At 59.6% G+C, this 12,104-nt stretch carries 18 protein-coding genes; 15 read left to right on the forward strand and 3 right to left on the reverse strand.

What is annotated here, in order from left to right; genetic code table 11:
* Nucleotides 1-21 precede the first annotated feature (21 nt).
* The 11 genes from P2T68_RS07450 (at nt 22) to recX (ending at nt 6,744) form a co-directional block, all read left to right on the forward strand.
* The gene (locus P2T68_RS07450) at nt 22-594 is read left to right on the forward strand and encodes a phage tail assembly protein (protein WP_277379205.1); all 573 of its coding nucleotides are present in this window, start codon (nt 22-24) and stop codon (nt 592-594) included.
* Nucleotides 591-716 (forward strand): hypothetical protein, encoded by a 126-nt coding sequence (locus P2T68_RS07455; RefSeq protein ID WP_024073744.1) that lies wholly within the window; start codon nt 591-593, stop codon nt 714-716. Before P2T68_RS07450 ends, P2T68_RS07455 begins: the two co-directional genes overlap by 4 nt.
* Nucleotides 717-773: 57 nt before the next feature.
* Nucleotides 774-1,868: a hypothetical protein gene (locus P2T68_RS07460; protein ID WP_346772496.1), complete on the forward strand. Its 1,095-nt coding sequence runs from the start codon at nt 774-776 to the stop codon at nt 1,866-1,868.
* On the forward strand, nt 1,868-2,251 hold the full coding sequence (locus tag P2T68_RS07465; RefSeq protein WP_024073746.1) for a phage tail protein: 384 nt from the start codon (nt 1,868-1,870) through the stop codon (nt 2,249-2,251). Before P2T68_RS07460 ends, P2T68_RS07465 begins: the two co-directional genes overlap by 1 nt.
* Nucleotides 2,244-2,456 (forward strand): tail protein X, encoded by a 213-nt coding sequence (locus P2T68_RS07470; protein WP_024073747.1) that lies wholly within the window; start codon nt 2,244-2,246, stop codon nt 2,454-2,456. The genes P2T68_RS07465 and P2T68_RS07470 overlap by 8 nt, the downstream gene beginning before the upstream one ends.
* A 9-nt stretch (nt 2,457-2,465) precedes the next feature.
* Nucleotides 2,466-3,476, forward strand: coding sequence for a contractile injection system protein, VgrG/Pvc8 family (locus tag P2T68_RS07475; protein ID WP_069075368.1), 1,011 nt, complete (start codon nt 2,466-2,468; stop codon nt 3,474-3,476).
* A 22-nt stretch (nt 3,477-3,498) separates the two neighbouring features.
* The gene (locus P2T68_RS07480) at nt 3,499-4,056 is read left to right on the forward strand and encodes a glycoside hydrolase family 19 protein (protein ID WP_102624413.1); all 558 of its coding nucleotides are present in this window, start codon (nt 3,499-3,501) and stop codon (nt 4,054-4,056) included.
* Nucleotides 4,044-4,544: a lysis system i-spanin subunit Rz gene (locus P2T68_RS07485; RefSeq protein ID WP_277379207.1), complete on the forward strand. Its 501-nt coding sequence runs from the start codon at nt 4,044-4,046 to the stop codon at nt 4,542-4,544. Before P2T68_RS07480 ends, P2T68_RS07485 begins: the two co-directional genes overlap by 13 nt.
* Nucleotides 4,545-4,625: 81 nt before the next feature.
* Nucleotides 4,626-5,126, forward strand: a complete 501-nt coding sequence (locus P2T68_RS07490) for a nicotinamide-nucleotide amidohydrolase family protein (RefSeq protein WP_024073751.1) — start codon at nt 4,626-4,628, stop codon at nt 5,124-5,126.
* An 83-nt stretch (nt 5,127-5,209) separates the two neighbouring features.
* Nucleotides 5,210-6,268, forward strand: coding sequence for a recombinase RecA (gene recA / locus P2T68_RS07495; protein WP_024073752.1), 1,059 nt, complete (start codon nt 5,210-5,212; stop codon nt 6,266-6,268).
* Between the two features lie 8 nt (nt 6,269-6,276).
* Complete coding sequence (gene recX / locus P2T68_RS07500) at nt 6,277-6,744, forward strand: recombination regulator RecX (protein ID WP_024073753.1); 468 nt, start codon at nt 6,277-6,279, stop codon at nt 6,742-6,744.
* A 191-nt stretch (nt 6,745-6,935) separates the two neighbouring features.
* Here the strand turns inward: recX and P2T68_RS07505 are convergent, their stop codons facing one another.
* On the reverse strand, nt 6,936-8,048 hold the full coding sequence (locus tag P2T68_RS07505; RefSeq protein ID WP_024073754.1) for a TIGR00730 family Rossman fold protein: 1,113 nt from the start codon (nt 8,046-8,048) through the stop codon (nt 6,936-6,938).
* 78 nt (nt 8,049-8,126) lie between these two features.
* Between P2T68_RS07505 and P2T68_RS07510 the strand changes: the two genes are divergently transcribed.
* Nucleotides 8,127-8,291 (forward strand): hypothetical protein, encoded by a 165-nt coding sequence (locus P2T68_RS07510; RefSeq protein WP_155766381.1) that lies wholly within the window; start codon nt 8,127-8,129, stop codon nt 8,289-8,291.
* A 135-nt stretch (nt 8,292-8,426) separates the two neighbouring features.
* Here the strand turns inward: P2T68_RS07510 and P2T68_RS07515 are convergent, their stop codons facing one another.
* Entirely contained in the window at nt 8,427-8,867 is a 441-nt protein-coding gene (locus P2T68_RS07515; protein WP_024073755.1) for a PA3611 family quorum-sensing-regulated virulence factor, read from the reverse strand.
* A gap of 198 nt (nt 8,868-9,065) precedes the next feature.
* Here P2T68_RS07515 and P2T68_RS07520 point away from each other — a divergent pair, with 198 nt between their 5' ends.
* The 3 genes from P2T68_RS07520 to P2T68_RS07530 all read left to right on the forward strand — a co-directional run bounded on the left by P2T68_RS07520 (nt 9,066) and on the right by P2T68_RS07530 (nt 11,125).
* Nucleotides 9,066-9,785: a tRNA-uridine aminocarboxypropyltransferase gene (locus P2T68_RS07520; RefSeq protein ID WP_168232385.1), complete on the forward strand. Its 720-nt coding sequence runs from the start codon at nt 9,066-9,068 to the stop codon at nt 9,783-9,785.
* A 251-nt stretch (nt 9,786-10,036) separates the two neighbouring features.
* A complete protein-coding gene (gene erdR, locus P2T68_RS07525) occupies nt 10,037-10,687 on the forward strand; it encodes a response regulator transcription factor ErdR (RefSeq protein WP_024073758.1) in 651 nt (216 codons plus the stop codon).
* Nucleotides 10,688-10,762: 75 nt separating this feature from the next.
* The gene (locus P2T68_RS07530) at nt 10,763-11,125 is read left to right on the forward strand and encodes a diacylglycerol kinase (RefSeq protein WP_017137081.1); all 363 of its coding nucleotides are present in this window, start codon (nt 10,763-10,765) and stop codon (nt 11,123-11,125) included.
* A 3-nt stretch (nt 11,126-11,128) separates the two neighbouring features.
* Here P2T68_RS07530 and P2T68_RS07535 read toward each other — a convergent pair whose 3' ends face one another.
* Nucleotides 11,129-12,055, reverse strand: coding sequence for a LysR family transcriptional regulator (locus P2T68_RS07535; RefSeq protein WP_024073759.1), 927 nt, complete (start codon nt 12,053-12,055; stop codon nt 11,129-11,131).
* Between the last annotated feature and the right edge of the window lie 49 nt (nt 12,056-12,104).

A 12,104-nucleotide genomic window follows, 5' to 3' on the forward strand; every position in this document is an offset into this window, starting at 1 on the left:
ATTTCACCAAGGAAGAGCCCCATGGCCTGGATGCCACCGCTGCACCTGCTGCTGTCCCCGATCACCACCGATACCGGCGCGGTGATCGACAAGATTCAACTCAAGCCGCTGTTCTACGCTGCGCAAAAAGAAGCGCTGGCCCGGGCCGGTGACGACGAGGACGACCAGTTTTTCGAACTGGCGAAACTCGCCACCGGCCTGTCGGAAAAAGAGCTCGACCAACTCAAGCGCCCGGACTACGTCAGCATCGCTCAGTACGTACACGAAATGTCGACGCGCCCTGCGTCGTTCTTTCTGGATGAGCGCCGGGAAGTAAGCCACGACGAGCCTGTCCACTTGCTGCTGCCTTTCGAGGCCGCCGGTCGCACCCTGACCGAGTTGCCTCTGGAAATGCCTGCGCTGCGCGCCACCAAGGTGATGAAAAAACTCGCCACCAACAAAGAGCGCGCCGAGTTCATCACCGCTCACTGCACCGGCCTGATGATCCCTGACCTTGCCGGCCTGACCGTGCCCGATTGGACCGAATTGCAGGAGCGCATCGACGATTTTTTAAATCAACCGGCGGCCTTCTTTCGCAACGCGACATCGACGTGATCCTCGATGTGGTGCCGCTGGTGTACTCGGTCAATGAAGCGGAGATCCTGGAGTGGGACGCCGCCAAAGCATTGCGCCGCTACGACATTGCGATCACTCGCCTTGGCGTTAAACAGGAGTAGAGCGGGATGCAAGAGACTAAATATGGGATCAAGCTCGCCCAGGAAGACTACCGCTGGATGATCGGCGACGCCGATCTAGGCAATGTGCTTGCACCGTTTTCCACAAGCGCTGTGGCGCCCGTGAGCCTGGATGCCGCAGCGCAGCCGCCGTTGGAGCTGCGCTCTGCGTTGGTCACACTCAGTGTGGATATCAACGCATTGACCCAGGAGCAGGTGCGGCTGCGTGAGGCGTTGGAGGCGCTCAACAGCACATTGTTCATCAATGGAAATTCCCTGGCGCCCAAGCAGGCCGACGTCACCGCGAGCGCGCCGGAAGAGAAGGCGAAGGAGCCCGCCGATGGTCTTGTGATGAGCGCGATCAAGGAGTCTGGAGACGAATTGTGGGACGCGTTCAAAAGCAAGCTCGCCGAAAAAGCCATTGATTTTGTCGCAGGTTCCCTTGGCAAGGTGTTCAAAGGGCGCAAAAACATCAGCGGGCGTAATACAGGATTACGTCGCCTGTTCGAGCAACCCGGCCAGGCTTTGGGCGGCTCGTCAATGGGTTTTCATTCGGGCGCGCCCTCACAAAACTATCCGGCTTTTGCCATGGCTAACCCGCCAGCGTCCGCGGCCAACCTGCCCTCGGGGGCCTTGACCGATGCCCTTGGCAAATTCGAATCCCTCGGCATCCGGCGGCTTGGGCCATTTAGGGTCGCCGAAGCCTCCCTGGACGTGATCCAAGGTGTACGCAACGGCGATGCACATGCCATCGGCTCAGGCCTGAGCACCGCCGGTGGCGCCTGGGCCGGCGCCTCCGCAGGTGCGGCCATTGGCACGATGGTTTTCCCCGGCGTTGGCACCGCTGTCGGCGGCGCAATCGGCGGCCTGCTGGGCAGCGAGGCAGGCGCTTGGATCGGAGACAAATTGTTCGGGTCAAGTGATCGCCTGCCAACACCCGGTGCGGTGAGTAAGGAACTCAGCAGTGCGCGCACGGACAACGTGCAAGTGACCCTCGCCCCGAGTATCCAGATCACCGGTGTCAACCCCGCCGATGCCCAGCAGGTCGTCAACCAGGTGATCCAGGCGCTGCAGTTTCAGTGTCTGCCGATGTTCAGCGACGCCCTCGGCATCCGACGCAATGCAGCACTGGCCGATTCTCCTGGAGGTGATTGATGCGACAACAAATGGTGCTCGGCGACTTTATTTTCGGTTTGTCTCGAGGATTTGCCTATTCCTCGTTGGTCCGTAACAGCGACGGTGGCTGGAGTGACCTGGCTATTATTGCCAGCAAGTCGCAGTCGCGGCAGAGCGGTCAGAAACTGGAAAAACTCACATTCAGCGGCACGGCCATGTACGGCGTAGGCATGCAGCGCCTGGACGAATTGCGCGCGCTGCAAAATGCGCGGGCGCCGTTGCCCCTGGTTGATGGCATCGGCCGTAACTGGGGCTTGTGGCGGATCAATTCGATCGTGGAAACGCAGAGCAATGTGATTGATGACGGCACCGCCATGGTCATGGCCTGGACGCTGGAATTGGAGGAATTCGTCAATGCGTAGAGTGCGAAGTATCGCCGGTGATTCGGTCAACCTGTTGCTTTATCGGGAATTGGGTCGTTGCGATGACGCGGCGGAAGAAACCCTTTGGCGCCTGAACCCCGAGCTTGCCGAATATGGCCCGGTGCTACCGGCCGGCGTGTGGGTGATCGTGCCTGAAATGCACGCGCGGCCGGTGGCGGTTCGCCCCGTTTTGGCCTGGGATTAAGGAGGCTGCATGGCACAGGGATTTACGCCTATCGTGGAGTTTTATGGCGCCAATGCGGCGCTGCTCAATCAGCGCTTGATGCGTTGGAGCCACACCGACGCGGCGGGCATTGAGACTGACCGGCTGGAGCTGACCCTCAATATCGAGGGCTTGGACGGCCTGCCCACTCTGAACGGCAAGATCGGCTTGCGTGTCGGTTACCTGGAATCGGGGTTGGTGGAGAAGGGCGAGTTTGTTGTCACCCAACGCACCCCGGTGCTGTTTCCAATGCGCTTGATGATCGTGGCCACGGCAGCGCCCTTCAGCGTGGTCGATGCAACGGGTTACCGTCAGCGTCGATCCGCCAGTTACGGCCCGACAACCCTTGGCGCGCTGTTTCGCCAACTGGTCAGTCGTCACGGCTATTCACCGCGAGTTGCGCCCGCGCTGGAGGGGATTGCGATCGCGCACATCGACCAGTCCAACGAAAGTGACATGGCGTTCATTTCGCGCCTTGCCCGCCTCTATAGTGCGGTCACCAAACCGTTTAACGAGCTATATGTGTTGGCCGAAGCCGGCCGAGCCAAGTCGCTCTCCGGCCAGTTGCTGCCGGAAGTGAAGCTGTCGGTGACTGAGGATAACCGCCCCGGTGAACAGAGCTTTATCACCGCCAAACTCGACGAAAAATCCCGCTCGAAATACGAAGGTTGCCGCGCCAGTTGGTGGGATGCCGCCGCCGGCAGGCAGCGTGTGGTTCAGGTGGGGAATGCTCCGTTCAAAACCTTGCGCCAACGCTACCAGAACGAAGCCGAAGCCCGCGCCGTTGCCGAAGGCGAACTACGCCGTGTGGGGCGTGAAAATTTGAAGTTGGTGATCGATTGCCCGGGCAATCCATTGTTGGCCGCGGAAGGGCTGTTGGTGCTGGATGAGAGCTGGCCGTCTTATATGCAGGGACGATGGTCGATAAAGCAGGTGGTGCATGTCGGCGATCCGGCGACGGGATACCGCAGTTCGATCACGGCGGGTGGGTTGTCGATATAGAGACTTTTCGAGAGTAAAACCAATGGTGATAACACTCCCCCAGCTGCTTGGCGTTATGCCGGATGCCCGCCTGAGAGCGGGCGTTTTTTTAACGCCCTTGAATGCGGCTTTCGTTCGCTTCGAGATTGACCGTGCGAAGCGCATCGCCGCCTTCCTCGCTCAGATCGGCCACGAATCCGGCGAGCTGCGTTACGTCCGTGAACTGGGCAGCGATCAATACCTGAGCAAATACGATACCGGCGGCCTGGCCGTACGCCTGGGCAATAGCCTCGAAGCGGATGGCGATGGTCAGCTGTACCGGGGCAGGGGGCTGATCCAAATTACCGGCCGGCGCAATTACCTGGCCTGTAGCCAGGCCTTGTTTGGCGATGATCGTTTGTTGCGTCAACCGCAACTGCTGGAGCAACCGCAATGGGCTGCCGAGTCGGCCGCCTGGTTCTGGCAGAGCAACGGCCTGAATGAGCTGGCCGACAAGGACCAGTTCACCACTATCACCCGGCGCATAAACGGTGGGCTCAATGGGCTGGAAAACCGCTTGCAGCTATGGGCGCGGGCGAAGGCGGTCTTATGCGTTACCTGACGGTTTGCCGGCTGATCGGCGCTTGCCTGTTGATCGCGCTGACTTGGCAGGTGCAGGCCTGGCGCTATGGTGCGCAGCTTGAGCGCGAGGCGTCTGCCCAGGCGCGGGCGTTGAGCCAGCAGCATCTAGTGGCTTTGCGTCAACAACAGGCGGAGAACGACAAACGGCAGGCGTTGGAACAACAGCTCAGCGCCAGCGATCAACAATACACTCGGGAGTTAAGCGATGCCCAACGTACTCAAGCAGCTCTGCGCGACCGCCTGGCCACTGCTGATGTGCGGTTGTCAGTCCTTCTCGACGCCAGCGACCCCGCCAGAGGCAGTACAATGCCCGCCACCCCCGCCTCCGGCGGCGTGGTTCATGCAGCCCCGCGAGCCCGACTTGACCCGGCGCATGCTCAGCGAATTATCGCCATCACCGACGACGGTGATAACGCCGTGATCGCCTTGCGTGCCTGCCAGGCCTATGTGCGTGCCGTTGCGCGTTAGTCTCTGGATACATGCTGCAACTTGCATGGTCGATAGGCTCCTGTAGGGTAGGCAAACGCCCGCCCACTCCAGGAGACGACCGTGAAAGAAATCACCCAACTTGCCGCTGAACTGGGTCGCCGTTTACAGGTGCTCAATGCCCACGTCACCACGGCTGAATCCTGTACCGGTGGCGGTATTGCCGAGGCTATTACGCGGATTCCAGGGAGTTCGGCGTGGTTCGAGGCTGGCTATGTCACCTATTCCAACCGGCAAAAGACCCGCCAGTTGAACGTGCCTGAGGCGCTGTTCGCCAAAGTCGGCGCGGTCAGCCAGGAAGTGGTGGAGGCGATGGTCCGCGGCGCACAGGAAAAAAGCCTGGCGCGTTTTGCCGTGGCGGTCAGTGGCGTGGCGGGGCCCGATGGCGGTTCGCCGGAAAAACCGGTGGGCACGGTGTGGCTGGCCTTCGGCGTCGGGGACGAGGTCACCGCTGAGCTTGCGCACTTCCCGGGTAACCGCGACGAGGTCCGCCGACAAACGGTAAAGGCCGCGCTGGAGGGCTTGTTGCGACGAGCTGCAGCAGAAATAGAAAATCAGGGGTAGGCGATCTCTGATCTTTGTGGAACAATACTGTCTACTTATACAGGTGTTGGCCGCCAGGCCTTATTGATTACGTGAGGACTTTAATGGACGACAACAAGAAGAAAGCCTTGGCTGCGGCCCTGGGTCAGATCGAACGTCAATTCGGCAAGGGTGCCGTAATGCGTATGGGCGATCATGACCGTCAGGCGATCCCGGCTATCTCCACTGGCTCTCTGGGTCTGGACATCGCGCTCGGCATTGGCGGCCTGCCAAAAGGCCGTATCGTTGAAATCTACGGTCCTGAATCTTCCGGTAAAACCACCCTGACCCTGTCGGTGATTGCCCAGGCGCAAAAAATGGGCGCCACTTGCGCGTTCGTCGACGCCGAGCACGCCCTTGACCCTGAATATGCCGGCAAGCTGGGCGTCAACGTTGACGACCTGCTGGTTTCCCAACCGGACACCGGTGAGCAAGCCCTCGAAATCACCGACATGCTGGTGCGCTCCAACGCCATCGACGTGATCGTGGTCGACTCCGTGGCTGCCCTGGTACCGAAGGCTGAAATCGAAGGCGAAATGGGTGATATGCACGTGGGCCTGCAAGCCCGCCTCATGTCCCAGGCGCTGCGTAAAATCACCGGTAACATCAAGAATGCCAACTGCCTGGTGATCTTCATCAACCAGATCCGGATGAAGATCGGCGTCATGTTCGGCAGCCCGGAAACCACCACCGGTGGTAACGCGCTGAAGTTCTATGCTTCGGTTCGTCTGGACATCCGTCGTACGGGCGCGGTGAAGGAAGGTGACGAGGTCGTTGGTAGCGAAACCCGCGTCAAGGTCGTAAAAAACAAAGTCGCACCGCCATTCCGTCAGGCCGAGTTCCAGATTCTCTACGGCAAGGGTATCTACCTGAACGGCGAGATGATCGACCTGGGCGTGCTGCACGGTTTTGTCGAGAAGTCCGGTGCCTGGTATGCCTACAACGGCAGCAAAATCGGCCAGGGCAAGGCCAACTCGGCCAAGTTCCTGCAAGACAACCCGGATATCGCGGCGACCCTTGAGAAGCAGATTCGCGACAAGCTGCTGACCCCTACGCCAGACGTGAAAGCGGCCGCCAATCGCGAGCCGGTTGAAGAAGTAGAAGAAGTCGACACTGACATCTGAAGCAAACGATGACTGTTGTACTGGATACACTTGTCGCCGTTCGGCGCACCGCAATGGACCTGCTTGCTCGCCGCGAGCATGGTCGAGTCGAGCTGACGCGTAAACTGCGTCAGCGCGGCGCGGAGCCTGAGATGATCGAGACCGCCCTTGACCGTTTGACGGAAGAAGGGCTGCTGTCGGAGTCCCGTTACCTCGAAAGCTTTGTCTCCTACCGAGCCCGTTCCGGCTACGGCCCCGCGCGGATTCGCGAAGAGCTGAGCCAACGCGGTTTGCAGCGCGCCGATATAGACATTGCCCTACGTGAGTGCGGTATCAGTTGGCAGTCGCAACTGGAGGACACCTGGCGCCGCAAGTTTGCCGGTCACCTTCCAATTGATGCCAGGGAACGCGCGAAGCAGGGGCGCTTCTTGAGTTATCGCGGTTTTTCGATGGAAATGATCAGCCGCTTACTCAGTGGTCGAGACATGGACGACTGAGCACCTTGCTGTGTGGTGAATGGGCTTGTTGTGTGGCGAGCGGGCTTGCCCCGCGTTGGGCTGCGAAGCAGCCCCAATAGCCTCACCCTCAATCTAAACCTGAACCACCAAAAACTGCCCCAAAAAAAGGCCCGCTATGAAAATAGCCGGGCCTTTTTGCGTTTCTGGATTCTGCGTCGCGTTTCTGGATTTCACGCCGGCTGCGGCGCTACTCGCTGTTGCGTCTTCCCCTGGGACTGCGCCCAGTTCTCCGGCAAGTTGATGTAGTCCACCAACTCCCGCAGCCGGCCCTGATCGCGTCCGTTGAAGTTGAACACCAGTCGCGTCAAATGGCTGAACCTCGGTTCATCATGCTCCTCGCCGGTATAGGCAAGCTGCTGGAACTCTCCACTCAACCGTAGGCTGGCGAACTCGTTCTGCAAATGAGCCAGCGCACGCTCGCTGAGCGGGTGATTCATGCGCACCACGAATTCACGCTTCAACCAGCGTGTGGAATGGAAGTTGGCATAGAACTGATTGATCTCTTCGACGGCCTCTTCAGCGCTGTACACCAGGCGTATCAGCTTGAGGTCAGTGGGGAGGATATAGCGATTGGCTTCCAGTTGATTGCGGATAAAGTCCAGGGCGCCCTGCCAGAAACCGCCTCCAGGTGCGTCCAGCAGTACCACGGGTACCAGTGGGCTTTTGCCGGTCTGGATCAACGTCAGCACTTCCAGCGCTTCATCCAGCGTGCCGAAACCGCCCGGGCACAGCACCAACGCGTCGGCTTCCTTGACGAAGAACAGCTTACGGGTGAAGAAAAAGTGGAAGGACAGCAGGTTCTCGGTACCATCGATGGTCGGGTTGGCGTGCTGTTCAAATGGCAGGGTGATGTTGAACCCAAGGCTATGTTCCAGGCCTGCGCCTTCGTGAGCCGCCGCCATGATGCCGCCGCCGCCACCGGTGATCACCATCAAGTCTGATCGGGCCAGCGCTGCACCGACTTCACGGGCCAGGGCATACAACGGGCTCTCGACAGGCGTGCGTGCCGAGCCGAACACCGTGACCTTGCGCCGGCCCTTGAACTGCTCCAGTACACGGAAAGCGTGGTCCAGCTCGCGGATCGCCTGCAAGGTGATCTTGGCGTTCCAGCGGCTACTGTCGTCCTGGGCCATGCGCAGAACGGTCAGGATCATGTCGCGATAAAGGGGGATGTTAGGGCTGTCAGGCGCAATCAGCTGGAGTTGAGCGTCGACCTGCTGTGTGAGGTCAGCTCCGTTTGCTTCAAAATGCTGAAGCAGGCGGTCATTCGGTTCGTAAGGCATTCAACGTCTCCTTCTTCACAGAGGCCAGGTCAACGACGAGATATTCGTCCGTCGCCACGACACTGCATGTGTCGCTGCATGCCCAAGGCAATGAACAATGTTCGCCAAGCGGCAAAGCGGGCTCTGTATGTTCCTTGTGATGTAAAAACCTTTGCACTGCAAGTTGCAGGAGGGCAACCCTCTTTTGCCCTGAAAATGTTACAGGACGGCGTGAAGACCGCTGTAGAAGGGCTGCTGGGATGACTTGATCATGGGCCGAAAAACCCTTGGCTGGCAACCGCTTATTGGTCGCTCATCACGCTAGTTTGACTGCCGCTGGAAACGGAATCGGGGAAATCGGCGCGCCGCTGGACAGCCGCGCGCGAGGGCCAAGCCACATTACTTTTTCTTTTTCGCCGCAGCCGGTGCCGGGCAATCTGCTTCCACGAACTTCACTGATGCCACAGGACGGTTGGTCTTGTTCTCGGTGATTTCGTAGCGCATCACCGCGCCCTTGGCCATCAGCTCGCGGTAGCCCTTGTTCAGGCATACGCTCTGACCCAGCTGGAAATACACTGCCTTGGGGTTGGCGCGCATCTGTTCGGCGCGATCAGGCAGCACGCTGAGGTGGTCGATCAGTTGCATCCCCTCAACGGTGTAGGCCACTTCCAGGGTTTTTTCGTCAATTTCCCGGGGCAGCTCCTTGTTGCTTTCGGCCGCGACGCTTTGCAGCTTCTTGTTCATTTGCGCCTCCAGCAACGAGGCTGCCTGGGCGCCCACAGGCAGGACCAACGCGAGCGCGACGGATGGGGCAACAAGACGCAGCATGGAACGCAGCATGAAACTCTCCTGATTCGGTTACTGGTGCATAGACCAGCCACTGCGCTATGCGTTCAGTGGCGCGCAATTATAGTGGACCCCTTGCCATGACAGCCAGGCGTATCGATGGGAAGTACGACGGGCTCTGGTAAACTGCGGCCACTTAAGCCCTTCTCGAGTTCCCCCAGTGTCGATTTCCTCTTCCGTGTGGCGCATCCAATGAGCCATGCCGTCTCCCGCCTGCGCACCCAACGCCTGGCGCGGGCCGTCAGGCCTTTTGTCAACCGTGGCTCCCGCGCCGAGCGCTGCCCCGGCTGCCGGGTGATCCCGCAATACTGCCTGTGTGCCTGGCGGCCTCAGGTCGAGGCCCGGTCTGCGATGTGCCTGTTGATGCACGACGTCGAACCGATGAAACCGAGCAACACAGGCTGGCTGATCGCTGATGTCATCCACGACACCCGTGCATTTGCCTGGTCGCGCACCGAGGTCGATCCTGAACTGCTCATCTTGCTCGCAGATCCGCAATGGCAGCCGTATATCGTATTCCCTGGCGAATTTGTCGCACCTGAGCGAGTGGTCAGCGAAGTCGTCGTAGGGGAGGGCAAGCGCCCGCTGTTTATCCTGCTGGACGGCACTTGGAGCGAAGCGCGCAAGATGTTTCGCAAAAGCCCCTATCTGGAGCATCTGCCTGTCCTGAGCCTGGCCCCGGAGCAACTGTCGCGCTATAAACTGCGGCGTTCCAAGCGGGATGATCACTTCTGCACCGCCGAAGTGGCCGCGCTGTGCCTGGAGCTGGCCGCCGACCAGGCCGCGAGCGAAGTGCTGGATGCTTATCTCGACGTGTTCAGCACCCATTACCTGGCCGCCAAGTTCCAGTTACCGCTGGACTTGGCAGACATCGTCCATACTCGTCTTGCACCCTATATCCCGGCGGTATAACCAGACGACGTTTGCATGATGGCACTGCAGCCCCACAACTCGCTAAAATGCCACGGGCGTAGTGCTTGACCCCCCAGGCTGCGCTGGGCATGCTGGGCGCCGATCAGGGCGCAACCGTGAGTTTTCAACGTCGTTCCAGGTGTTTTTGACGTTGAGCCTGCCCTGTGGCGATGGCTGCCTGGCCGTCGCCTTGTGTACTGGCGAACCCTGAACCCATCAGGGCTGCCATAAAAAACAGGATCATTTAATCAATGGCCACATACGAAATCCTGATAGCCGATGACCACCCGCTGTTTCGCAGTGCATTGCATCAGGCGGTAACCCTGGGCCTGGGCCCCGATGTCCGCCTGGTCGAAGTGGCCAGCATTGCCGAGCTGGAAACCCGCCTCACCGAAAAATCCGACTGGGACCTGGTGCTGCTCGACCTGAACATGCCCGGCGCCTATGGTTTCTCTGGGTTGGTGCTGCTGCGCGGGCAATACCCGCAGATTCCGGTGGTGATGGTCTCGGCCCAGGAAGAGGCCGACGTGGTGGTGCGCTCCAAGGAGTTTGGCGCCAGTGGTTTCATTCCCAAGTCCAGTTCCATGGAAGCGATCCAGCGTGCCGTGCGCGCGGTGTTGGAGGGCGATGTGTCCTGGCCGCCGCAAGCGTTTGAAGAAATCAACGTGTCCGACGAGGCCAAGGCCGCCCGTGATGGCTTGGCCAGCCTGACACCCCAGCAGTTCCGGGTGTTGACCATGGTCTGCGAAGGCCTCTTGAACAAGCAGATCGCCTACGAGTTGAGCGTGTCGGAAGCGACCATCAAGGCCCACGTGACAGCCATCTTTCGCAAGCTGGGCGTGCGTACGCGTACCCAGGCAGCACTGCTCTTGCAACAACTTGAGTCAATTTCGCAGCATTAAGCGGTCATTGCTTCACGCTTTTTTGACTTTGCTTGATCTAGTTTCCCCACTCCTTTGGTTCAGTTGCCTACATCTATGTCGCCTTTCAAGGGTCAAACCGGTATCAAACGTATCTTCAATGCAGGGGGCTACTCCCTGGATGGCCTGCGCGCAGCTTTCACCGGCGAGGCGGCTTTCCGTCAGTTGGTGTTGTTGAACGTCATCCTGATCCCTCTGAGCTTCTTCCTGCACGTCAGCCGCGTCGAGCGTGCGTTGCTGATTGCGGTATGCCTGCTGGCCTTGATCGTTGAATTGCTCAATTCGGCGGTAGAGGCGGCGATCGACCGCATTTCCCTGGACCGTCATCCCCTGTCGAAAAACGCCAAGGACATGGGCAGCGCCGCGCAATTCGTGGCTCTGACCATGATCACCCTGGTGTGGGCCGTGATCCTGATCTAAGGCTCAGGCAATGCTCGGCAGCACGATCTCGTCGCTGCGCTGTACCCCGGCGGTAAAGGCGCGGCACAGTTCGAGAAACTCGCGCATGGCCGAGGTCTGGTACTTCTGTTTATGCCAGATGAAGTAGAACTGCCGGGCCAGGTCCAGGTCCGGGGTTTCCACGGGCACCAGGCTGCCCCGGCGGAAGGCATCACGCAGCGCCAATCGGGAAATACAGCCAATCCCCAGCCCGGACTCCACTGCACGCTTGATCGCCTCGGTGTGTTCCAGCTCCAGGCGGATATTCAGCGCGCTGCGGTGATGGCGCATGGCCTGGTCGAAGGTCAGTCGTGTACCTGAGCCTTGCTCCCGCAGGATCCAGGCTTCATGGGTCAACGCTTCCATGGTCGCTATGCCGCGTTTGGCCAGGTGGTGCTGCGGCGCGCAAAACACCACCAGTTCATCCTCTACCCAGGTTTGCACCTCGATATCCGGGTGGCTGCAATCGCCTTCGATTAGACCCAGGTCAATTTCATAGTGGGCCACCTGGTGCACGATATTGGCTGTGTTCTGTACATGCAGCTTCACCTGGCTTTCGGGGTGCTGCTGCATAAAGCTGCCGATCAGCAGGGTGGCCAGGTAATTGCCGATGGTCAGGGTTGCGCCGACCGCCAGGGAGCCGAAACCGGACTTGCCGTTGAGCAGGTCCTCGATTTCCTTGGCCTGGTCCAACAGGGCCACCGCCTGGGGTAACAGCTGGTGCCCGAGGGCGTTGAGGCTCAGGCGTTTACCGGCGCGGTCGAACAATTGGCAGCTGGATTGACGCTCCAGCTCGGTAATCGAAGTGCTGGCGGCGGATTGAGATAAGGCCAGGAGACCAGCAGCGCGGGACACGCTTTCCTGCTGGGCGACGGCGACGAAGACTTGCAGTTGACGGAGAGTAAATCGCATATCGATATAACCGATAACCCTTATCTTAATAATCCAGTTAACAGATATT

It is taken from the genome of Pseudomonas sp. G11 (assembly GCF_029457515.1).
GTDB lineage: Bacteria > Pseudomonadota > Gammaproteobacteria > Pseudomonadales > Pseudomonadaceae > Aquipseudomonas > Aquipseudomonas gorinensis.